Source organism: uncultured Rikenella sp. (assembly GCF_947628055.1).
GTDB lineage: Bacteria > Bacteroidota > Bacteroidia > Bacteroidales > Rikenellaceae > Rikenella.
The window spans coordinates 1-23,672 of the sequence record NZ_CANQYJ010000032.1 but is presented as its reverse complement, the minus strand read 5'-3'; the positions used below and the strand labels follow the sequence as shown (position 1 = coordinate 23,672).

The following is a 23,672-nucleotide window of genomic DNA, read 5'->3' as shown; positions in this document are numbered from 1 at the left end:
ACAGGATTTTTATCTCTCTCTGAAGGAGGAGTACGGTTTGCGCCGGCCGGTGGTGTCGTGGGCCGGGGCGGGGGTGCGACCGGCGTCTCTGCCTCCGTCGATGCTGGGCCGGGCTGCTTCTTTGTTAGTGCGGTTGCCGCTTTTGGCGGGGCCGGTGAAAACGGCTGCCGTCGGCGGGATGGGGGCTTTGCGCGAGCTGTTCGGCCATGTCGAGGCGGGAGTGAGTCCCGAAAAAGTGGATTTGCGGATCGTCAATTTCGTGATTCCGCTGCTCACGGCTATGGGGCGAGAGACGGGAGATATGGCTTTGCAGGAGCAGGCGCTGGCTCTCTACGATGAGGTGGCGCCGGAGGTGAACCGGTACACTCGGCTGTGGTCGGAGGCTTTCGATCTGCGGAGTGCGTTCGATTCGCAGGGGGTGATTCAGCTGTGCACGGAGTATTGTGCCCGGGAGCGGTGTGCGGAGTGTCCGGTGGGGACGTTGCGGCTGGTCCGTTTATGGCGGGAGTTGCGGGATCAAAAGAGTTTTGATTCCATATATTGATATGTCGGATATGTGTTCCGGCGCCGACATTCCCCGGTCGGCTCTGTGCCGGGAAAAGCGGCGGCGCAAACCCGTGGAACCGAAAAGCGTGGCGGACACGAACGATAAGGTTCGTGTCCGCCACAATTTGCACCTGCCGCCCCGCCGTCTATTTTATGTTCCGCGTCACCGGCAGGGCCGACCGCCGTCCCGCCAGGTCGTTCAGCGTCCGCACAGAAATGCCCAAAGCTGCCATATCCTCCGGAATATCCTCCGTGAAGTTCAGCACCACCGTCTTGGATTCCCCCGGCAGCAGATCGAAATAGGCATCCGACGGATTGTCCTGCACCGCCTCCGCCTCGAACAGCACCGACTTCAATAGCTTGTTGGCCGTCAGCACCGCCTCCACACTCCTCGGCCCCGTCTGCCGGTAGGAGACCGTATAGTCCGCCTTCGGCAAAGCCAGCTCCTTGAACGGCACGAACCAGTAGATCGACCGCAGCGTATCCCCCCCGATCGTCCCGTCCGCCACCAGGCACACCCCCCGCCCGTCGTTCAGCCCGCGCAGGAGCTCCGCATCCGTACAGCGCAGCAGCTCGAGGTTGGAATTGGCCGCCACCTCCGCCCGCAAAACCGAATCCCACAGCACCTCGCCTCCGAAATCCATCAGCCGCAGCGACACACTCCCCGTTTGCGGTTGAAGTCGGTCTGTAATCCCCCACAGCACCGCCGTCGCCGTCGAGTCGACCCGCTCGAACGAAAGCAGCGTCGGAGCGAAGCTCCGCCGTGCATAGTATTGCAGCGCCTTCCACCGATACCGGCTGTCCATCGAGCTCCACGAGATCGCCGGATAGCAGTCGTTCAGCTGCCAGTACATCGTTCCCTGGTTGAACGGCCGCTTGCTGCGGTGCCCCTCCATCGCGATCTTGATCCCCTCGGCCTGGAGCAGCTGCGACAGGTAGACATACGTCCGGAAATCATCCTTGACCAACGGCAAGTCGCGCGCCATGTACTCTTCCAAAAGCCGGTACCCCTTCGGCGTCTTCTGGTGCATCACCATCGCCCGCGAATAGAGCCGCATCTCCTCCGGACGGAAATACTCCCGGTAAGTATCGTAGCACGGCAGCGACACAAAACCGTATTCGTTGCTGAACCGCCCCGGCTTGTCCTTGTAGACCGAGAACGGCTCCTCGTCGTGGAACACCCCCCAGTAGTGGACATCCCCCTTGATCCGGCTCAACGGATTGCCGCGCCCGTACATCGGCGAGCTGGGATGATACGGCCGTTCGCCGTCCTCCTCGGCCACCGCCTCAGCCAGTATGCCGCGGAAAATCGTATCGATCCCGTGCCTGATCTGCGCCTGTTCCGTGGAGTCCCAGCTGTAAGCCCGCTGGTACCCCCAGTGGTGCCACGCTTCGTCGATCTCGTTGTTGCCGCACCAGACGGCCAGCGACGGGTGGTTCCTCAAGCGCCGCACATTGTAGACCGCCTCGCGCCGCACATTATTGAGGAATGCCGTGTCCCACGGATAGAAAGCGCAGGCGAACATGAAATCCTCCCACACCATGATCCCCCGCTCGTCGCACAGGTCGTAGAACAAGTCTTCTTCATAAATCCCCCCGCCCCAGATGCGCAGCATGTTCATGTTCGACGCCACCGCCGTCCCGACGATCGCCTCGTAGCGCGCCGTGTCGACCCGCGGCAGGAACACATCCTGCGGAATATAGTTCGCCCCTTTGACGAAGCACGGCACGCCGTTCACCACGAACTGGAAGCTCGCTCCCTCGCCCACGCTGTCCGGTTCCTGCACTAACCGGATCGTCCGCACTCCGATCCGCTGCATGTCCCGGTCCAAGAGTTTTCCCGTTTTGTCCGTCACGAACGTGCGGACCGTATACAGATTGGCTTCGCCCATCCCGTTCGGCCACCACAGTCTCGGCCGCTCGATCGAGAAGGGAATATCCACGGTCGCCTCCGCTCCCCCGCCCGCCGGAATCATCGCGTCGGCCTGCCCGTAGACGGTGGTCGCCGCCGAGTCCGCCACGATCACCCGCACCGGAGTGCCGCCGTCCGCCGAAGCTCCTCCCCGCAGCGTCACGCGTGCCGTAAACGCTCCGCGCAGCGTGTCCTGCCGGTTCTCCCGGATAAACCGGATGCGGTCGATCGCTGCCGTGGAGTATGCGTCCAAATAGACCGGCCGCCAAATCCCCGCGGTCAGATAGCGCGGCCCCCAGTCCCAGCCGAAGTGGTACGGGGCCTTGCGCGTAAAGACACTGGTCACCCATTCTCCTTTGTCGTTGTCGTTGGGCAGTTTCACCGGCCAGGCCTGTGCCTGCGGCAAGGCGGTCTCATACGCCGGGTGGAACACCACCCGCAAGGTATTGACGCTGTCTGTCCGGAGAATGCCCCGCACCGGAATCCGCCATTCCACGAACATGTTGTCCGCCCCGCCCAGAATGAGCAAGTCGTTGAGGTAGACGTCCGCATAGGTGTCGAGCCCTTTGAACACCAACTCCTGCACCTGTTGCGCGGTAATCTCCGCTGCCGGGGTGAATTGTGTCCGGTATTCCCACGTCCGCTGGCCGATCCACTGCAAATCCGGTTCGGTGGTTCCTGCGAACGGTTCCGGAATCAGCCGCCGGGCCAGCAAGTCGGTATGCACGACGCCCGGCACGGTCGCCGGCAGCCAGTCGGGGACTATTTTTTCGGTTTGCCGGTCGGTGCGGACGGTTTCCTGCGAGGCGGCCGTATCCGGGGTGTCTGCTTCGCGAAACGCCCAGCCTTCGGCCAAGGTCTGGGTATGGCGCTGCGGTTGTTGGGCAAGGTATTGCGCCGCATCGCGCGTCCCGCAGGCGGCCAGCATCAGGGCGGCCCCGGCCAAAGGGTAGAGCAACAACAGTCTTTTCATTCGGTAAGGGTTACGTTAGAAAAACAGGTTTTCACACAAAGTTAGCATAAAACCGGGAAACGACTGTTCTCTTCCGAATTCCCCTCTGTTTTTAATGCCCCGTAAAAGCTCTGCAAATAAACCGTACGGTTAATGGACGATTGTTCCCGCGTCAGCGGTGTCCTCGGTCGCTGCGACGCGTAAGCGGCGCGGGGGGAGCGCGCCGAGGACAAAACAATGCAAACCCGGTTTTCATGGTAACGATGAGAAGCCCGGTGCCGAGCAGCACCCGATTCGGGCTGTAACTACCCGAAATTTCCCGGGCATCCGACCCAAACCGCCAGTTCGAGTAACCTGCCAGTTCGAGTAACCCCTGAGACGAAGAGCGAATAGCGCGGTTCCGGGGAACCGCCGGCCTTGCACGCTGGTACAGAAGGCGCCACCCCCGGAGCACGCAGGCCGAACCGAAAAATAGCTTAGCTTGTGATCTCACCGTGTCGGGTCAGAAAAACTATGCGACTATATACTTCATTGTACCCGCATTTTTATTAACCATTTTTCAGTTCGCGCGAAATGCCGCCCGACAGAATCGAGCCTTTTCCTCCACCAACACGACCCTCGCAAACTCGAAAGAACAGTACAATAAATCGCGAGAAAATCCCTGCCGGAGAAAAAAAGATTAACCCGACCGATTCAGTAATGCAATATCCGCCAGGACGACGGATAGAGATTATTGCAGCGGTTTCCGATCCGCTTGGCCCAGCCCAGTGCGACACCCCGATGCGTCACCAAGTTCAGCCCCTCCGAAAAAGAAGCTGCCGACAGCAAAGACATCGACACCCCCTTGCGCAGATACTCCATCGCCGCCTCGACCGGCAACTCCGCCACCGCCAGCGCAGAGTGGTTCAACCCGTGATATAACGCCAGCGCATGCCCCGGTTTCAAGGTGCCGCGAATCAGCTCCCCCAGTTGCACCCCCGAGTAGAGCAAGCCGAAACGGCCGCCCAGCAAAGCCGATACCGCGTCGTAAAGCGCCGGTGAAAAACCGTACACCGCCCCGTCTCCGCCCGTCGCGAAACATTCTATCCCTTTTGTGCCGTCGATCCACCGCTCCGCTTCGCGCCAGTCGGTTTTGGACAACCGTGTCAGCCCTTTTGCGGTTTTCAATCTCCCCACAGAAGCCGCTGCGCCCGATTTACGAATCGCCGCGGCGAAAAAACCCTCGCTTCGTACCTGGTGCGGATAGAAATGCCACCCCGCCGCCACCCCGCCGAAGAAACCCGGAACGATCCCTTCCGGAATCCCGTCGAACGACAAGATTTCACCTCCCAACTCCTCCGCGATCCACCGTACATTCTCCTCATCCTCCGCCGCATTGAACGTGCACGTGCTGTAAATCATCACGCCGTCCGGCCGCAACGCATCCCACACATCGCTCACGATCCGCCGCTGGCGCGCCGCGCACAGCTGCACATTTTCCGGCGACCACTCCGCCCGCGCTCCGTAATCCTTGCGGAACATTCCCTCCCCGGAGCAAGGCGCGTCCACGACAACGACATCGAAAAATCCCGGAAGCCGCTCTCCGAAATCCTTCGGATCGCTCGAGGTCACCGCGACATTCCCCGCCCCCCATTTCTGTACATTCCCGACCAATATTTTCGCCCGCGACCGGATCACCTCGTTGGCCACGACCACGCCGCCGGCACCCGCGACCGAAGCGATATGCGTCGTTTTCCCGCCCGGCGCCGCGCACAAGTCCAGCACGCGCAAAGAACCGGCGGAATCCGCGAACAGCCGCCGCAGAAGCCATCCGACGAACATCGAGCCCGCCTCCTGCACATAATACGCTCCGCCGTGGAATGCCGGATCGGCAGTGAAAACCGGCCTTTCCGACAGATAATAGGCTTCGCCCGGCTCTCCCCACGGCACGGGCTCTGCAGCCGGGAACCGCTCCGGCCGACCGCATCGTTTATAGGGGTTGAACCGCACGCTGACCGGTACGTCCGCATCGAGACTGGCGGCCAGCCCCGGCACGGCTGCCGCCACGGTGTCGACGAAAGCCGCCGGAAGCGGCACATAGTTCCTGTTATTCGCCTGCGCCATGAATCTGTTTCTGGATACGCACGAGGATCGCCTCCCGAGCCTGCGGATCGGTCACGAAATCCTCCCGGTCGACATCCACGATCAGTTTCGGCCCGTCGTAGGTTCCGATCCACTCTTCGTACAGCTGGTTGAGGCCTTCCAGGTAAGTCTCTTCGATCGAGGCTTCGTACACCCTGCCGCGCCGCTGGATCTGGCTGACGAGGGTCGGCACGGAAGCGCGCAGATAGATCAGCAGGGCCGGCCGCAGCAGGTTGGCCACGGTGAAGCTGTAAAGCTGCATGTAAGTGTTGTAGTCTCGTGACGAAAGCAGTCCGGCATGGTGCAGGTTGGTGGCGAACACTCTCGCATCTTCGTAGATGGTTCTGTCCACCACCACATGTCTGTCGGCCGGCAAAGCGGCGATGCCGTCGATCTGCCGCTGCCGCTTGCCGAGAAAATAGACTTGCAGGTTGAAGGCCCACCGCTTCATGTCTTCATAGAAGTCTCCGATATACGGATTTTCCGACTCTTCGTACTGGGCCTCCCAACCGAGCCGCCCGCTGAGCAGTTCGGTCAGGTAAGTCTTCCCGCTTCCTATATTGCCGGTGATCGCTATATACATTTTCGTCTCTGTTTTTGTCCGTTCGTCGTATTTTGCATCGTGCCGTCCGGGGCCGCGCGTCTCGCCGGCTGTCTTTATCCGGGCGGCACGGAAAGAACGAGGACGGTAACGCAAGGCGGCGGCCATGCGCATACGAACGGTTTAAAGCGTTGCAATGCGTAAGATCAGTTCGCGGAGCAGCTCTCCGTGTTCCGCCGAGCCCGCATTCATCCCTTTCGATTTCATGTCGTACTCCCGCAGCCAGCCTAAGATCGCAAAAACTTTGGCGTTCGGATAGTTCGCCGACGCTCCGATGTATTCTTTGGCAAAAAATGGCGAGGGGAGTTTCAGCAATCTCGCGATTTCGGTATCGGACAAACCCGCCATGGCCGGCCGTCCCTGCTTCTGGTTCTCCCACTTGGCGATCCCCAGCGTCACGATGCGCTGGAAATGACTGAAAAGCGTGGCGATGGTCACCGTGAGCGGATTGCCTTTCGGATCGGCGGCGAAATGGTCGGCGATCATCAAGGCCCGCGCCATATCCCGTTCCGAGAGGGCGCGGGTCAGTTCAAAGTTGTTGAAATCCTTGCTGATGCCTATGTTCTGTTCGATGTCCGCCGCCGTAATTTCCCGTGTCCCTTCCGGCAGCCGGGTGAACAGTTTTTCGACTTCGTTGTCGATTTTCTGGAGTTCCGTCCCCAGGTGGTCTGCGATCATCTGCACGGCTTTCGGCTCGATCCCGCACCCCCGCGATGCGAAAAGCCCGCGGATCCACCCTTCCATTTCATAGTCTCGCGGAGCGGAGCTTTCCAGCACGACCGTTCCTTTGCATCCGGTCAGCTGTTTGTAAACCGCCGAGCGTTTGTCGATGCTCTTTCCTTTGCAGCAGATCACCAGCACGGTGCTGAGGAGCGGCTGCCGGGCATAAATCCCCAGGGCGTCGAACCCCCGGAGCGTCTGCGCCTCCCGCACGATCACCACCTGCCGCGCGCTCATCATCGGATACCTCCGGCACAGCGACACCACGGCTGCGCCGTCCGTGTCTTTGCCGTAAACCACCGTCTGGTTGAACTCCCGCTCCGCGTCGCTCAGCGCATGGGCGGCGATATATCCCGAAATTTTGTCGGTATAGAATCCTTCCTCCCCCATCAGCAGGTAGATCGGGGCATAGGCGCCCTTTTCCAGCGAGGCCATGATTTGCTCCGCCTGCCGCTGCACGTCCTTGAAACTTTGCTTTGCCATATCCGTTCAAAGGTAACATTTTTCCCGGAGCCGGGAAACTGCCGTTTCCGGAAACAGGCGGGTACGAAAACGGGCGGGTACGAAAACGGGCGGGTACGAAAACGGGCGGGTACGAAAACGGGCGGGACGAAAACGGGCGGGTACGAAAACAGGCGGGTACGAAAACAGGCGGGTACGAAAAATCCCTTTCCATACATAATGGAAAGGGATTGGTATGTGCCGTAACGGAGTAAAGTAAGGCAAAACAACCGGCCCGCTTAAAGCCGCCCGCTTCGCGGACATGCTGTATGTATGCGGAATATCCGCGGAGCGTAATTTTCCCCCCTATATATCGGAACCTACTCTGCCGGAGTTTCCGCCGGAGTTGTCTCTTCCTGAGGTGTCGGAACCGTTCCCGCATTATTCTGCAACTGGAAATTCTGTATCGGTGCCGCCTGGTTCTCGATAGCCTGCTGCAAAGCGTCATTGCTCCGGGTAATGTCCGCACGCGGCATCGCCATGGTCGCCGCCAAACTGAGTACCACGATCGCAACGGCAAGCCCCCAGGTCAGTTTTTCGAGAAAATCGGCCGTCTGGCGCACCCCCATCACCTGATTGGAAGCCCCGAAATTGGCCGCCATCCCGCTCTTGGGATTCTGGGCCAGTACGGAGAGGATGATCAGGAAACTGGCGATAATGATCAGGACAATGAAAAAAACGTACATAATCGTTGTCTGTATGAAGTGATATTCGTGTATCGGAATCCTACCGACCGCTGCGACAAGCCTGCAAGTCCGCGATCAGGTGTGCAAAGTAAGCGCTTTTTTCCGGATATTTCAAACTCAATCTGTAATAAATTTCAATGGCCCGGTCGGTCTGTCCCTGCGCCATATAGATTCCGGCCAGCGTTTCGGTGGCGATCTCCCCGTCGTCGGTCACCGAATCGGCCGAAATGTCCTCCTGCGGATCATCCCGGCCCGGAGGCGGCGGCACGATCCGTTCCGCTGCATCTCCGCCGTTGAGAAACTCATCGATCACGCTGACCGTGTCGGGCCGTTCCCGGCAGCCGGCATCCTGTCCGGACGCGGAAAAACCATACTCCGCCGCCTGGCCAAAGGCAGGCTCGTCCAACAGCAGCCGCGGGTAAGGGTGCACGAACAGCCGTACATCCGCCCGCCGCAATGCCCGGCTGTACCCCGCCGGATCGCTCTCGCGCAGCGAACGCAGCTCCATATACCGCCCCAGCGAGAACCACGGATAGGCTTTCACCAGCTCGTGCAGCTGGGCCGACACGCCCGGCCCGTCGAGCAGGGTGTAGTCGTCGAGATAGGCTCCGATCGGAATTTCCATTACCAGTTGGATAAGGCTTCGTTGAAAATGTCGTCCACCAGTTTGTCGACGATCTCCGGGATCAGCGTCCCTTCGGCCTGGGTCAGCAGCACGGTGGTGTTGTAGTCGCCGTAATTGCTGAAGGTCTTTTCGAAATTGAACTGCGGTTCGGCTTTGTTGACGAATTTGACTCTGACGGTGATGGTCAGCCGGTTCTGCATGGCGTATTCGTCGCCGGAAATGGCCACCGGGTCGGAGCTGTAGCCTGTGATCTCGCCCGAAAAAGCGAGGTCGCCGTCTTCGGGCACCACTTCCAGCCGCGTCTGGCTGGCCAGTTTCTGGGTCAGGGCGTCGGTGAGGGTCGGGCTCAGGATCGGAGCCACCATGGCGGCCATGTTGTTGAAGTAGCCGACCGAAACGGTCTTGCTCAGGGCGTAGTTCACCGATGCTCCCGAAAAGGAGTATTTCACCGAGCAGCCGCTGCCCGACAACAAGGCGGCGCAGAGGGTCAGCAGGACGGTTATGCGTTTGGTTTTCATTCGTGTCAGTCGGATGTCGGGCGCAGGTCTTCGTCTCGTATACCGAGTTCCTTGATCTTGCGGTATAAAGTGCGCTCCGAGATAAAAAGTTCTTTGGCGGCTTCTTTGCGTTTCCCTCGGTGTTTTTTCAGTGCCCGGACGATCGCTTCGCGCTGGGCTTCCTCTTTGGTCTGCGGGGCCGGTCGGGAGGATTCCGCCGGAACGGTCTCTTCCACCGAAATTTCTTCGGCTGCCGCGGTCTCTATGTAAGAGTCGTTTCTGGGCTGGGCGAAAGCCGTCGGGAGGATCGGCTCGCCGATCTTGACCGGCAGCGACGAGGGATAGGAGACCGAATGCCCTCCTCCGTGATGTTGTCCGGCACTCAGTTCGGCCACCATCCCTTTGAGTTCCGACACTTCGCCGCGCAGGTCGAAAAGGAGTTTGTAGAGAATATCCCGTTCGGTGGTGTTCCCGTATTCCCCTCCCCGGTCTGCGGCCGGCAGCGGAATGAGCTGTCCCCCCGCTGCCGGAGCCGTGTAATCCGGCAGGTAGCGCATCAGGATGTCCGGGTCGATCTCGCGTTTTTCTTCGACGGCGGATATTTGCTCGGCCACGTTTTTGAGCTGCCGCACGTTTCCGGGCCAGCCGTAGCTTTCGAGCATCTGCCGGGCCTCCGGTGTCAGGGCGATCGGGGGCATGCGGTACTGTGTGGCGATGTCCGTTGCGAATTTGCGGAATAGCAGATGGATGTCTCCTTTCCGCTCGCGCAGCGGAGGTACGGTGATCGGCACGGTGTTGAGCCGGTAATAGAGGTCTTCCCTGAACCGTCCCGCTTCGACGGCGAGCCGCAGGTTCACGTTGGTCGCCGCCACGACCCGCACGTTGGTCTTCTGTGCCTTGGACGACCCGACGCGGATAAATTCGCCGCTTTGCAGTACGCGCAGCAATCGCACCTGGGTGGTCAGCGGCAGTTCGCCTACTTCATCTAAAAAGATCGTCCCTCCGTCTGCGACTTCAAAATATCCTTTCCGGCTGTCCGTAGCTCCGGTAAAGGAGCCTTTTTCGTGTCCGAACAGTTCGCTGTCTATCGTTCCTTCCGGTATGGCGCCGCAGTTCACGGCGATGTAGTTCCCGTGTTTGCGGGCGCTGTATGCGTGGATGATCTGCGGGAAAAATTCTTTGCCCACGCCGCTCTCGCCGGTGATCAGCACGCTGAGGTCGGTGGGGGCCACGCGCAGGGCGACTTCCAGCGCCCGGTTGAGGGCGGGGGTGTTGCCGATAATGCCGAATCTCTGTTTTAAGCTTTGCAGTTCCATAGGTTGTCAGGACAAAGATAAGGTTTTTTGTCGCTTGCCTGTCACGGGGCCGGAAGTCGGGAACTTAAAATGTCGATCTGGCATAATTGTTGAATTTCCGATGTCGTATTATTCACTAAAATCAAATATCATGCAAGATGTTTTCTTGGCTCGGATGGAAAGTGCGCGCAGTGCGGTGAAGAACTGGTGGCTGCTTTTGCTGCTGGGGATCGCGGTCTTCATCGTCGGGATCGTTATTTTCACTTATCCGGGGGTCAGCTATGTGGCGATGTCGGTGACTTTCGCTGTCTTGATCTTAGTGTCGGGGGTGATCAATATCGCGCTGGCGGCTTCCAACAGGAATGCGGCGATCGGGAAGGGGTGGCTGTGGGCCGGAGGTGTCGTGGAGGTGCTGATCGGGCTGCTGTTGATGTTTTATCCTTCGATCTCGGTGGCTACGCTGCCTGTTTTTCTGGGGTTCTGGCTGATGTTCCGCAGTTTCGGCCTGATCGGTTCGGGCAGTGATTTGATGTCGATGAGGGTGCCGGGCGGGGGCTGGACGGTTTTCGTGGGGGTCTTGCTGCTGATCTGTTCGGTGCTCATCCTGGCGCAGCCGCTGCTGTTCGGTATCGAGGCGGTAGTGATTTGGGTGGGGGTTTCGTTCCTTGTGGCGGGTATTTCGATGGCGGTCTTCTCGCTCGAACTGAAAGGCCTGCATAAACATTTCTCGGAATAGCTGTCGGGGTTTCTCGCTACCCGAGATAACCGTAGGTTTTATTGTACGTGCATGAGAGGGTACTGTTCTCTTTGTTCACAAAGAGAACCAGAAAACCGACGCAGCAGCCGAGCGCCGTCGAGCTTGCTCGAACGGCCGAGGCGCCAGGAGGAAGGCGAAGCCAAACTTTTTGAGATGCTAACGCATCTCTTGAGCCTGCCGGGTATCCTTGTCTTGATTCTCTTGGGGTGTGAGCAATAGCGGGCTATTGAGTACCGTGCTTTATGCCCGCTATTGCCACACCCCAAAGCAAACGCAATACAAGAGGACTGCGGAGCCTAAGGATTAGGGTAGTTACAGCCCGGAAAGCCCCTGTGGGGCCTTTCTTTTCAAAGAAAGAACAGTCACTCACAGAACAGTGCAAAATAAACCTGCGTTAATACGTATAATATCTGGCCGCTTTGCGTGAAGTCCGGTTCACAGTCCGTTGCTCGCACCGCTTGAAATTCCGCTTGCGGCTCGTGAAAAAGTTGAGCCCCAGGCTCACGTTCGTCCCCCGCGCCCGCGACAGCGAGAATGCAGGGATGATATTATCCGCCGCCAAGTAAAGCTGGAATTTGCCCGCCGTCATCACCACCCCCAGCCCCACATTTACCGGATTATTCGACTTGTACGTGTAATTCGCCATCAGTTGCCACGTCCCCGTCCGCGTACAATAGGTGTAACCCGCCGACACCGCATAATGCAGTTTGCCGTGATACGGGATCATCCCTACAAAGCCCGCACTCACATGGTGCCGCATATACGGCCCCAGCGCATAGTCCGCCGCCGCCTGGAACGTCACCGGCAGCATCTGCGTAAAACTTCCCGCCACCGTATCCGCCCGCAGCGTGCGCGAAAGGTCGGTGTAGGCAGAATCGAGCACATGCCCGATCGAAGTCGTACCGTTGAGCAGCCCGCTGAGACCGTCCACCCCGTAAAATTCATACTCCCGCCCTTCGCTGTGAGTGCGGATCACCGACGAATTTTTCTTGTTCCAGAACACCGCCCCCAAATCCGCCACACTGAGCCCGGCATGCAGCCGCCGGTCGTCCGACTCATACGCCGCTCCCAGATCGAATGCAAAACCCGGATTACTCCCTATGTTCTTGAACATATCTTTGAACAGATCACCCGTGCCGTGCGTGAAATCGACATTGCCACCCCGCAGGGTATAATCGCCCGATACGACATACCGGTCGTACTCCTTGCGCACATCCACTTCCAGCCCCGAACTCTGGATCGACATCAGCCCGTTGACGTACTTGAGCCGCCCGCCGACCCGCCAGTTCCGGTCGAGGTCGCGCGTATAACTGACGCCCAGTTCGACCCACCCGACTGCATTCGGGGTCATATCTATGTCGAATGTCTTGTACTCGTCGATCGGATTGTCGAGGATCATCCCGAACAGTCCTTCCGGCAGCGAGGTCCCGATATGCGCCCGCGTCCGCAAGGTCACTCCCATGTAGTCTTTCGGCCCCACGAAAAAGCCGGTGTTCACCAGATCCAGATTGAACCGCATCAATGTCAGGTCACTGCCCCGCGTAGCATCGATCAACGCTGCGGTATTCAGGTATTTGACGCCGGCGTCGTCTTTTTCGATCACTTTGTCATAGCTGAAACTGTTATCGAAACTGGCGGTGAAACTCCCGAACAGGGGAATCGTCACGAATCCTCTCGACGGCCGCATCGCGGGATTGGCCAGCATCGACTGGGGCAGGTCGCGCGCCGTGAGGGTGAAATGATCCTGAGCTGCCGTATATGTCACGTTGCCGAAGACCAGGAGGGAAAAAAGTAGATATAAACGTTTCATAAGTGGTCTTGCAAAAGGGTTTGCGCGATTTCTCGGTCGCAAACCGGTTAAAATTTATCGTAGGTTTATATTGCACTGTGCCGGATGGAACTGTCGCTTTCTTGAAAGAAAGCGACGCAAAGAACTTTTGAGATAGCTACGCTATTCCTTAGGCTCCGCAATCCTCTTGCATTGCGTTTTCTTTGGGCTGGAGCAATAGACCGCTCTTTATATTGCGATCTTTCGGATCGCCGACCTCCGCGGTGCCGCCGGGTACTCCGACCGGGAGTTTGCTCAGCCTTAGGGGTGGGTGCGAGGTCGAACTGAGGTGCAATAGAGCGGTCTATTGTCCCGGCCCAAGAGGATCGAGACCAAGAGTACCCGGCAGGCTCAAGAGATGCGTTAGCATCTCAGAAAGTTTTTCTGGTTCTCTTTGTTCACAAAGAGAACAGTTCACTCCCAGGGACACGTACAATAAAACCTACGATTAACAAACGATCACAGCCCGCACGGAAATACAAAACAACCCAGAGAACAATCCCGCCCGTTATTTCGGGTTGACCGTGTAGTCGAGCTTCACCCCCGCCACAATACGGAGATCCAGCTCCGCCGGCGAGTATATTCTGGCCGACGTCCGCTCCGCCGCCCCCAGCGTCGAAGCCGTCAGCTGCAGGAACAACTTGTCAGCCTTCAGTAACAAATCGATCTTATCCGCCGGGAGCGACCGCGAAATCAAGTTCGTCGCATCGACGACCCCCGGAAGGAAAGCCGGATCGTCCGGCGGCAGGTTGTTCTCCGACGACGGAAACCGCACCGGGTCGTCGAACAGCGGCACCGACACCCCGCTGCCCGGCTCCCGCACCGACACGACGATCGACAAATCCAGCGGCAAACGATTGACACCCGACAGCGTCAGCGTCAAATCCTCATAATCGATTTTGTCTTTGTCTAACTTATGCAAATCCACCTCCAGCTCCTGGTCGAACGCCACACGATCCAGCACCCCCTCCAGCGGCAGTTCGACCGTGAACACACCCCCCAGCGAGTCCGCCGCCCCCATGCTGTTATGCGCAGGCGCCACATAATCCGGGTCGCCCAAATCCGCCGCCGTGGGATTCAGCAGCGTATTCACATCCACGGAAAGCTCCCGGAAATCCTGGGTCAGCGCATCAGTCAGCCCGCTGCCGCTCACCGTCATATCGTTGTCGACAACCACCCTCGTCACCGCCCGCGGCGCAATACGGATAAGCCTTCCGTCCAGCCCCGGCTTGAGCTCCACCGGCACCCCGTCCACCCGCAAAGCCTCTATATCGGCCATCAGCGGGGCATTGTATTCGTTTTTCAGCAAAAAGACGACCTCCGGCCGGTCGAAACGGACATAAGCCGCATCCTGGACGAAATCGCTCAGCTCACCCGCCGAAATCGTCCGTGAAATCCGGCTGATTTCCTTACGTCCGAAGAAACCCGCGATATAATCGATCTCCCCTCCGTTCACATCCACCCCGCCGGCCAGCGCCGCCATCTGCGGCACACGCCCCTCGAAACAGACCGTGATCCGGTTCCCGGCATCCGGCACTAACATGTAATCCGGCCCGAGCGCCAACGGTTCGCCCGCCGTCAGCGTCACCGGCCCGCCGTCTTTGAGCAGATTCGGCACCACGATGCGCAGCTCCGACTTGTCATAGCCCGCCGCGCCGTCCAGCCCGTCCACCGATACGGTGAAACTCCCGCCGCTGAACACCACGGTATCGACCGTCGCCCCGTCCAACCCGGTCAGCTCGAACGACTCGGTCACCCGGCCCTGCGGCAGGTCGATGAAGCCGCCCTCGGCCGGCAGCGCAGGCAATACCTTATACAAATCGAAATGCTGGACGGGGATTTCCACAAGCGAAGCCCCCACCTCCGGCCCCGACAGGGTCAGTTCGGTATCGTCCGTGAACGTCAGCACCCCGTCCGGCCCGACCTGCATATTCTTCTCGATTCCGGCCAGGTCGAACAGCGACGAGTCGGTGACCGCCACACTCCCGACCGGCAAAGTCGCATCCGGTCGGACATGGATATTTTCAAACATCCCTTTTTCGGCGCATCCCGCCGCCAGCGCGACGGCCGACAAAAGACAAAGCATCCGTTTATTCATAGGCATGGCAAGGCCTTTCAGCCCGTTTAACACGGCAAAGATAGGCTTTTTTGGCCCGTGTCCAATCTCTGCGGGGAAGGCCGTGCCGCAAAATCGGACGAAAACCGCGGTTTGTTGCGGGAAAAGGTTATATTTGTGAAAGTACTCATCATCCAATCCAGAACCCTTATGAACCGTTCCCCGAACACCTCTTCTTCCGTCCCGATCCTGGTGGAGCGGGACGCCTGGCTGCAACCGGCAGCGGCGGAAATCACCGCGCGGGGCCGCCGCTTCGCCTCGCGCCTGAACGACATACGCAAATGGAGCCGCTCGCTCTCGAACTATGCGAACGCCCACCTTTATTTCGGCATCCACTACGATCCGGTGCGCCGGGGCTGGTGGTTCCGCGAGTGGCTGCCGGGGGCGAAAGAAGTTTTCCTGTTCGGCGACTTCAACGACTGGGAGCGGACACAGTATCCGGCCGAGCTGCTGCCGGACTCCAACGGCGTGTGGTCGCTCTTCCTGCCGGACGCGACCACCCAGGGAAAACTGCGGCACGGCTCGCGGATCAAGATGTATGTCCACGGGGCGGACGGCCAATGGATGGACCGCATCCCGGCCTACATTCGGCGCGTGGTGCAGAATGAAACCTCCAAGGACTACAGCGGGCAGGTGTGGGAGCCGCCCACGCCGTTCGACTGGTCGGGAGACAATTACAATCTGAATATCTACACCGCAAAAGACGGGGGGGCGCTGATCTACGAGGCGCATGTGGGCATGGCCCAGGAGCGGGAGGGGGTGGGGACTTACGATGAGTTCACCGACCTCATCCTGCCGAAAATCAAGAAATTGGGGTACAACACCGTGCAGCTGATGGCGGTGGCCGAACACCCCTACTACGGGAGCTTCGGGTATCATGTGAGCAATTTCTTTGCGCCGAGTTCGCGCTTCGGCACGCCGGAAGACTTGAAACGGTTGGTGAAACGGGCGCACGAACTGGGGATCGGGGTGATTATGGACCTGGTGCATTCGCACTATGTCAAAAACACGAACGAGGGGATCAACCGCTTGGACGGCACGGACTGCCTCTATTCGGTTCCGGGGCCGGAAGGGGAGCATCCGCAGTGGGACTCGATGCTGTTCGACTACGGAAAGTACGAGGTGCAACATTTCCTGCTCTCCAATATCAAATACTGGCTCGACGAATTCCATTTCGACGGATTCCGGTTCGACGGGGTGACGTCGATGCTCTATCATCACCACGGGGTGAATGCGCCGGAGTGGGGATTGGATGCCTATTTCGGCGGAGCGGCCAATAAAGAGGCGATCCTCTACCTGACTTTGGCGAACGAACTGGTGCACGAACTGCGACCGGGGGCGATCACGATTGCCGAGGACGTGAGCGGCATGCCGGGCGTGACGGCGCCGATCCACGAAGGAGGCATGGGGTTCGACTACCGGTTGGGGATGGCGATTCCGGACTTCTGGATCGAATACCTCAAGGATGTGCCGGACGAGAAGTGGGATTTGCACCGGATGTGGGAGGTGCTCTGCAACCGGCTGCCGGGGGTAAGGACGGTGGCCTACTGCGAGTCGCACGACCAGGCGCTAGTGGGCGACAAGACGATCGCCTTCCGCTTGATGGACAAGGAGATGTACTTCTCGATGAACCGAGAGTCGGAAAACCTCGTGGTGGATCGGGGCATCGCGCTTCACAAGATGATCCGGCTCATTACGTCCACCTTGGGGGGCGAGGCGTACCTGACGTTTATGGGGAACGAATTCGGCCATCCGGAGTGGATCGACTTTCCGCGGGAGGGGAACGGCTGGAGCTATGCCCATGCGCGGCGGCAGTGGTCGCTGGCCGAGGCGGACTACCTGCGGTATATCGACCTCGTGCGGTTCGACGAAGCGATGGTGGCGCTGCTCAAACGGTACAAGATCCTGAGCGCAGGATACGGCTACCGGCTCCAGGTGGACGAGACGAACCAAACGCTCGTCTATGAACAGGGGGGGCTGCTGTTCGTCTTCAACTGGCACCCGTGCGCCAGTATTCCCGACTACGAAGTGCCGATGCCCGGGCCGGGCAAGTGGCGGGTGATCCTCAGCAGCGACGACGCTGCTTTCGGCGGGCAGGGACGCGTGCGGGGGGGGGAGGAGAGCTGCGAATACTTCACCTACGCCCGCACCGACGCCGACGGAATCACGCGGAACTACATGCGGATATACAACGTCAGCCGGACAGCCGTGGTTTTTGAACGGGTGGATTAGAAATGGCGGGAAATTTTATGCTAAATTTACGGCCGGAGACTACTTGACACCACACGATTTTATTCACCTTAACCCATTTTTCTGTTTTTATGAAAGCCAGAAGGTTGTGTGGAGCCGCTTTGGCAGCGGTCGCTTTATTCTTCGGGAGTTGCAAAGACAAATCCGGCCCGCAGGAGCCGTACCTGACCACCGATCCGGCCGAGGTGCTGCCGTTAGAGGCGGGAGCAGCGAACGGCACGGTGACGGTTTCGACCAATCAGCCCGTGTGGAACTTCGCGGTCGAGGAGGGCAAAGCGTGGTGCACGGCCTCCAGATCGGGCAATACCCTGACGGTGCAGGCCGACTTCAACCGCGCCGAGGCGGAACGCACGGCGGTCATCACGCTGACGGCGGGAACGCAGGATCAGAACGATCGGGTGACCCGTACCGTGACGGTGCGTCAGGCAGGGACGGTCAACCGGGCGGCGCAGCTGCTCGACCGGGCAGCCTATTACGAAAAGTACCCGACCGACCTCACGGCGGGGACTGCCGGAAAGATCACGGTGGCGAGCAGCGCCATACCGCTCTATTTCTACGGCTGGGGCAGCGACAAGGACTATACATTCAGCCTCGATTTCCCGGCAGCGGGAACGAAGAGTTTCCGCCGGGCGATCCTCTCGTACCGGATGGGCGGCATGAACGGCGGGCCGAACGACTGGGACTACACTACCCAGATTTTCGTCAGGGACAAGACGACGGGCGGCTGGTATGAGCTGACGCGGGCCATCACGCCTTACGGAGGCAGCTTCGGCGCCACATGGGAAAAGACTTTCTACATGGACGTGACCGAATACCTGCCGATGCTGGCCGGGACGACGGAGTTCCGGATCTATTTCGACGGCGACTGGGGCGGCCCGGCATCGACCGGCAAGCGGCATACCGTCACGCTGACCTTCGACCTCTACGAAGGGGAACCCGAACGGAACACGGTGTGGACGGCGAAGGTGTACGACAGTCACGAAAACGACAACACGGGCTACCGGAGATGGGGCTACGGATTCTCGGGCGAGAACGACATCGAGGGACAGAAGCGGCTGGGCGAGCGTACTTTTACGGTACCGGCCGGGGTGAAAAACATCGAGATGAAGGTGACGTTCACCGGGTATGGGCACGACCAGGGACGTTTTCCCGACCGGACGGGCTATGCCACCCGGAACTGCGCGGAGTTCGACAGAAACACCTATACGGTGACGCTCAACGGGACGTCGGCGGCTTATCCGGGAATCATTTTCGTGGAGTGCGGCGGCAACTACTCCCAGGCGGGGACTTACAACTTGGACCGGGCCAATTTCTGCCCGGGCAATCCGGCGATCGTTCATTACTGGCGCTTGATAGACGTGCCGCAGGACGGCGGACAGATGACCCTGAACCTCGATCTGGAACGCTTCATCTCCGAATTCAGCGGCCCGAAAGCCAATGACGGAGTGGCATCGTATTTCATCGAAGCGGACTTGTTCGGTTTCGACAAGTAACCCTTTGTATTCGATATTAAAAAAGCCTTTTCACAGTCCTGTGTGAAAAGGCTTTTTTGAGGGCATTTTTCCGATGAGTTTTAACAACGAGGTGTATTTTTCCGAAAATATCACCCCAAGGCGTCCCCACTTACTAAGGCACCCTTTCCCGGGGGGCGTTTCCCGGCACCATTATTCACTCTCTGAATCTTGGTGCTGTGAAAACTGTCACCCCCGGTTCGGAGTCTGGTTGGCAGCTTGTGCCGCCCGGTTCGCCTCCTGTAGCAACGATTCGATACCGGAACCTCCGGCTCCGCAAGCCAGTGCCGACGCCACCGCTGCAAACCCGGTGGCACAGCTGCTCCGCGCAGCGTTTTACGAGACCTATCCCAGCGGCATCACGGGCAACAAGATTTCCGTGTCGAGCGACGCTATCATGTTGGAGTTTTACGGCTGGTACGAGCTTTTACTCCGTATGGCAACTCGTTCGTGGCGAACTACTATTTTGATATGACGAAATACCTGCCGATGCTCCAGGGAGCGACAGAGTTCAAGGTTTACTACGGCGGTTTCGACGCGACTTCGACGCGGGCGCATACCGTCACGCTGACGTTCGATCTCTATGAAAGCACGCCGACCCGTTCGGCGGTCTATTTCGCAAAGGTGTACGGTAGCAGCCGCGACGGGAATTCGGGCTACCGGGCGCTCGAGGACTTTGGATTTCGATCCTCCGACTTTCATTTCCACCAAAACGGCGCCCAATGCAGAGGAGGTGCAATATCGTCGAGGTCGACCTCGTGGGCTATAAACTGGTTGAATGACTGTCCGGTTTCCCGATATTCCTGGAGGGAACTGTTCTTTTGGGCTTCGCTTTCCTGGCGCTGCCTCGCCGAAGCGGGGTAGTTACAGTCCATCGCCTTGTTCGAGAGCGGTTCTATACTTTAAGGATAGTTGCATTCCCCGGTTCGTATACCGAGCCGTTTCTACCCTGAATAGAATGAGCGGCGAGGAGGAAACCGGAGGTAAAAGTAAACAAAAAGCGCATCCAAGGAGGAGTATCCCCCCTTTGCCAATCCTCAGAAGCGGGGCTCGAACATTCCGCGTAGCGGGCGGGCCGGAGCCTCCGCCGGGGGATGGCTCCGGCCTGACAACAAGAGATCATCGCCAAAAAATCCTCTTGGGCGTCGTTAGACCCGCTGACGAGGGAAACGATTTTCTCCATACGCGAAAGCCCCTTCTGGAAGCGGCGCTCTTGAAATCAGTGTCTTCCTTAATTGCGGGTAGACACAGCAGACCCGGGAATGTCGCGTTTTGACTTGAGAAAACCGGGCTGAACGACCGGCTTTCGACAAGGCGAAACCGATTCCCGGCGACTTCTTTGCTTACTTTGACCTGCGGTCTTCCTCGCGCTGCCTCGGCATAGCCCGCAAGCGGTCTCTGCCCTTGGTACGCTGCTCGGTTCTTGGTCACCCAAGAAAGGAAGTGCCTCCGCGGCATGAGCGGTGAAGTGAAAAAAAGGGCCCGCCCGGAGGAGGGCAGCAAAAAAGTTTTTTTATAAAGAACAAACGTCCGCTGAGCCTTCCGACAGAAAGAAAGCTCCGCCGGCTCGAGGCGGTTATGAAAAAGTGCCTGCCCAGCATGAGCGGCGAAGCGAAAACAAAGAGCCCGTCCGGCACGAAAGCACTAAAAAATCATACGGAAGCAACGGGAACTCGAAAAGAGGAACAAGAAAAGACAACGAACCACACAAAACAGACACGAAATGGCACTGATACGCCCCCTGAACGGAATCACCCCGCAAACAGGGAAAAACTGTTTTTTAGCCGAAACCGCCGTCCTCATCGGCGACGTGACACTCGGCGACGACTGCTCGATTTGGTACGGCACAGTGCTGCGCGGCGACGTCAATCCGATCCGGATCGGGAACCGGGTCAACATTCAGGACGGAGCCGTGCTGCACACCCTGCACAAACGATCCGTCGTCGAAATCGGCGACAACGTGTCCGTGGGCCACAACGCCACCGTGCACGGAGCGCAAGTCGAACACGACTGCCTGATCGGGATGGGAGCCACCCTGCTCGACGGCGCCGTCGTACACACCGGGACGATCATCGCAGCCGGTGCGCTCGTGCTTTCAAACCAGGAATGCGAGCCGGGAAGCGTCTACGCCGGAGTTCCGGCCCGGAAAGTCAAGAGCCTCACACCGGACGAACAGCACCGCATGATCCACCTCAACGCCGAACACTACCTCATGTACGCCTCGTGGTACACCGAACCGGAGCGATAGATCAGCCTTCCGGCGCGCGGTGCCCGTTGCAAAACTCCGGTAGCGCCCATTGCGGAGCACCCTGCAGGCCTATTGCAAAACTCCCGAAAAAACGTTATATTTGCAAGTTACTAAAAATGGAACGTTAAACGAAATATGAGCGAAGAAGCGATCAACCAGCCCCGGACGGAACAGTCCGGCGACGGACAATACTCGGCCAGCAGCATTCAGGTGCTCGAAGGGCTTGAAGCGGTGCGCAAGCGGCCTTCCATGTACATCGGGGACACCGGCGAAAAAGGATTGCACCACTTGGTTTACGAAGTGGTGGACAACTCCATCGACGAAGCGATGGCCGGATACTGCACGACAATCGACGTGACCATCAACGAAGACAACTCGATTACCGTGACCGACGACGGGCGCGGGATTCCGACAGACTATCACCCGAAAGAAAAGAAATCGGCACTCGAAGTGGTGCTGACCGTTTTGCACGCCGGAGGGAAATTCGACAAAGGCTCCTATAAAGTGTCGGGGGGGCTGCACGGCGTGGGAGTCTCGTGCGTGAACGCACTGTCCACAGATCTGGAAGCCGTGGTGTACCGGCAGGGGAAAATCTTCCAGCAACGCTTCAAACGAGGCGTGCCGCAAGGAGACATCGAAGTGATCGGAACCACGGAACGCACCGGGACGACCATTACCTTCAAGCCCGACAACGAAATCTTCACCCAAACCACGACCTACAACTACGACACTCTCAATTCGCGGCTGCGGGAGCTGGCCTACCTCAACAAAGGGATACGCCTCAACATCACCGACAAACGCGACCGCGACGAAGAGACGGGAGAATACCGCCACGACAACTACTATTCGCAAGAAGGGCTCAAGGAATTCGTCAAATTCCTGGACGGCAACCGGGAACCGCTCATCGAAGAAATCATCCACATTACCGGAGAAAAAGAGGGAGTGCCGATTGAAGTGGCCTTGCAGTACAACACTGGATTCAGCGAAAACGTGCACACCTACGTCAACAACATCAACACGATCGAAGGCGGGACGCATTTGACGGGCTTTCGGCGGGGGCTTACCCGGACACTCAAAAAATATGCGGAAGACAGCGGCATGCTCTCCAAACTCAAGTTCGAGATCAACGGAGACGACTTCAGGGAAGGCTTAACGGCGATTATTTCCGTTAAAGTGGCCGAGCCGCAGTTTGAAGGACAGACCAAGACCAAATTAGGGAACAGCGAAGTGGCGGGAGCGGTGGACAACGCCGTTTCGGCGGCGCTGACCAACTACCTGGAAGAGAATCCGAAAGATGCGAAAGCGATCGTGCAAAAAGTGATCCTCGCAGCCACGGCGCGCACGGCGGCGCGGAAAGCACGGGAGATGGTGCAGCGCAAGACGGTGCTGTCGGGATCGGGCCTGCCGGGCAAACTGGCGGACTGCTCGTCGCGGGATATGGAGAAGACGGAAATGTTCCTCGTCGAAGGGGACTCGGCAGGCGGAACGGCCAAGCAGGGACGCGACCGGACGTTCCAGGCCATCATGCCGCTGCGGGGTAAGATCCTGAACGTCGAAAAGGCCTCCGACCACAAAATGTACGACAACGAGGAAATCAAAAACATTTTCACGGCGCTGGGGGTCACGATCGGGACGGAGGAAGACAGCAAGGCGCTTAATCTGAGCAAATTGCGGTACGGCAAGGTGATTATCATGACCGATGCGGATGTAGACGGAAGCCATATCGCGACATTGATTATGACCTTCTTTTTCCGCCGGATGCCGGACATCATCCAGAACGGGCACCTCTATATCGCCACTCCCCCGCTCTACTTAGTCAAGAAAGGGACTCAGAAACAGCGCTACTGCTGGACGGACGAGGAGCGCATCGCCGCTATCGAGGAGTTCGGCACCAAGGGCGTGCACACCCAGCGTTACAAAGGTTTGGGGGAAATGAACGCAGAGCAGCTGTGGGAGACCACGATGAACCCGGACACCCGGATCCTGCGCCAGGTGACGATCGAGAGTGCTGCGGAAGCGGATCGGATATTTTCGATGCTGATGGGCGACGACGTGCCGCCGCGGCGCGAATTTATCGAACGGAACGCACGGTATGCCAATATCGACGCATAGGCGGTTTGGCGGTATATCTTGCGGCGTGACGGTTCGGCCTATCTTGCGGCTTGGCCGGGTATGTCTTGCAGCTTGGCTGATATATCTTGCGATTTAGCCGATATGTCTTACGGCGTGGCCGATCTTGCGACTTGGCTGGGTATATATTGCGCTTGACCGGTATATCTTTACGGTTCGGCCTATCTTGCGGCGTGACCGGGTATGTCTCACAGTTTGGCTGATATATCTTGTGATTTGGCCGATCTTGCAACTTGCCGATATATCTTTACGAAGCGGTTATCTCTGGATGGAGATAACCGCTTTTCTTTCTGTGGCAGCCGCAACCCCGTCGCGTTCTATTTCGCGGCGGCGCAGAATGACTGGACATCTCCGCAGAACGGCGAACTTTGGCGGG

At 58.6% G+C, this 23,672-nt stretch carries 16 protein-coding genes and 1 pseudogene; 7 read left to right on the top strand and 10 right to left on the bottom strand.

The genetic code is table 11. The features are described 5' to 3' along the window. Window positions 1-544, top strand: a pseudogene (locus Q0Z93_RS04750) (hypothetical protein); the annotation flags it as partial. A gap of 148 nt (window positions 545-692) precedes the next feature. Here Q0Z93_RS04750 and Q0Z93_RS04745 read toward each other — a convergent pair. The 8 genes from Q0Z93_RS04745 to Q0Z93_RS04710 form a co-directional block, all read right to left on the bottom strand. After that, window positions 693-3,431, bottom strand: a complete 2,739-nt coding sequence (locus Q0Z93_RS04745) for a glycoside hydrolase family 2 protein (protein ID WP_298063164.1) — start codon at window positions 3,429-3,431, stop codon at window positions 693-695. 672 nt (window positions 3,432-4,103) lie between these two features. Next, a complete protein-coding gene (locus Q0Z93_RS04740; protein WP_298063161.1) occupies window positions 4,104-5,513 on the bottom strand; it encodes an rRNA cytosine-C5-methylase in 1,410 nt (469 codons plus the stop codon). Then, window positions 5,497-6,114, bottom strand: a complete 618-nt coding sequence (locus Q0Z93_RS04735; protein ID WP_298063159.1) for a deoxynucleoside kinase — start codon at window positions 6,112-6,114, stop codon at window positions 5,497-5,499. The genes Q0Z93_RS04740 and Q0Z93_RS04735 overlap by 17 nt, the downstream gene beginning before the upstream one ends. Before the next feature lie 141 nt (window positions 6,115-6,255). Next, window positions 6,256-7,335: a DNA polymerase III subunit delta gene (gene holA / locus Q0Z93_RS04730; RefSeq protein WP_298063157.1), complete on the bottom strand. Its 1,080-nt coding sequence runs from the start codon at window positions 7,333-7,335 to the stop codon at window positions 6,256-6,258. Window positions 7,336-7,673: 338 nt separating this feature from the next. Then, window positions 7,674-8,039: a preprotein translocase subunit SecG gene (gene secG / locus Q0Z93_RS04725; protein WP_298063155.1), complete on the bottom strand. Its 366-nt coding sequence runs from the start codon at window positions 8,037-8,039 to the stop codon at window positions 7,674-7,676. Between the two features lie 40 nt (window positions 8,040-8,079). After that, complete coding sequence (locus tag Q0Z93_RS04720; protein ID WP_298063152.1) at window positions 8,080-8,664, bottom strand: hypothetical protein; 585 nt, start codon at window positions 8,662-8,664, stop codon at window positions 8,080-8,082. Beyond that, complete coding sequence (locus Q0Z93_RS04715; protein WP_298063150.1) at window positions 8,664-9,182, bottom strand: LptE family protein; 519 nt, start codon at window positions 9,180-9,182, stop codon at window positions 8,664-8,666. Before Q0Z93_RS04715 ends, Q0Z93_RS04720 begins: the two co-directional genes overlap by 1 nt. Before the next feature lie 5 nt (window positions 9,183-9,187). After that, window positions 9,188-10,477, bottom strand: a complete 1,290-nt coding sequence (locus tag Q0Z93_RS04710; RefSeq protein WP_298063147.1) for a sigma-54 dependent transcriptional regulator — start codon at window positions 10,475-10,477, stop codon at window positions 9,188-9,190. Between the two features lie 130 nt (window positions 10,478-10,607). On the opposite strand from Q0Z93_RS04710, the gene Q0Z93_RS04705 reads away from it, so the two are divergent. Continuing rightward, complete coding sequence (locus Q0Z93_RS04705) at window positions 10,608-11,192, top strand: DUF308 domain-containing protein (protein ID WP_298063145.1); 585 nt, start codon at window positions 10,608-10,610, stop codon at window positions 11,190-11,192. A 415-nt stretch (window positions 11,193-11,607) separates the two neighbouring features. Here Q0Z93_RS04705 and Q0Z93_RS04700 read toward each other — a convergent pair whose 3' ends face one another. Both Q0Z93_RS04700 and Q0Z93_RS04695 read right to left on the bottom strand, forming a co-directional pair. Next, on the bottom strand, window positions 11,608-13,023 hold the full coding sequence (locus Q0Z93_RS04700; protein WP_298063142.1) for a DUF5723 family protein: 1,416 nt from the start codon (window positions 13,021-13,023) through the stop codon (window positions 11,608-11,610). Between the two features lie 526 nt (window positions 13,024-13,549). Next, a complete protein-coding gene (locus tag Q0Z93_RS04695; RefSeq protein WP_298063140.1) occupies window positions 13,550-15,139 on the bottom strand; it encodes a hypothetical protein in 1,590 nt (529 codons plus the stop codon). Between the two features lie 168 nt (window positions 15,140-15,307). On the opposite strand from Q0Z93_RS04695, the gene Q0Z93_RS04690 reads away from it, so the two are divergent. The 5 genes from Q0Z93_RS04690 to gyrB all read left to right on the top strand — a co-directional run bounded on the left by Q0Z93_RS04690 (window position 15,308) and on the right by gyrB (window position 23,278). Continuing rightward, entirely contained in the window at window positions 15,308-17,389 is a 2,082-nt protein-coding gene (locus Q0Z93_RS04690) for an alpha-amylase family glycosyl hydrolase (RefSeq protein ID WP_298063138.1), read from the top strand. A gap of 89 nt (window positions 17,390-17,478) precedes the next feature. Further along, complete coding sequence (locus tag Q0Z93_RS04685) at window positions 17,479-18,900, top strand: BACON domain-containing carbohydrate-binding protein (RefSeq protein WP_298063136.1); 1,422 nt, start codon at window positions 17,479-17,481, stop codon at window positions 18,898-18,900. A gap of 489 nt (window positions 18,901-19,389) precedes the next feature. After that, the gene (locus Q0Z93_RS04680; RefSeq protein WP_298063134.1) at window positions 19,390-19,782 is read left to right on the top strand and encodes a hypothetical protein; all 393 of its coding nucleotides are present in this window, start codon (window positions 19,390-19,392) and stop codon (window positions 19,780-19,782) included. 859 nt (window positions 19,783-20,641) lie between these two features. After that, the gene (locus Q0Z93_RS04675) at window positions 20,642-21,166 is read left to right on the top strand and encodes a gamma carbonic anhydrase family protein (RefSeq protein ID WP_298063132.1); all 525 of its coding nucleotides are present in this window, start codon (window positions 20,642-20,644) and stop codon (window positions 21,164-21,166) included. Between the two features lie 135 nt (window positions 21,167-21,301). After that, complete coding sequence (gyrB, locus tag Q0Z93_RS04670; RefSeq protein ID WP_298063130.1) at window positions 21,302-23,278, top strand: DNA topoisomerase (ATP-hydrolyzing) subunit B; 1,977 nt, start codon at window positions 21,302-21,304, stop codon at window positions 23,276-23,278. Window positions 23,279-23,672 lie beyond the last annotated feature (394 nt).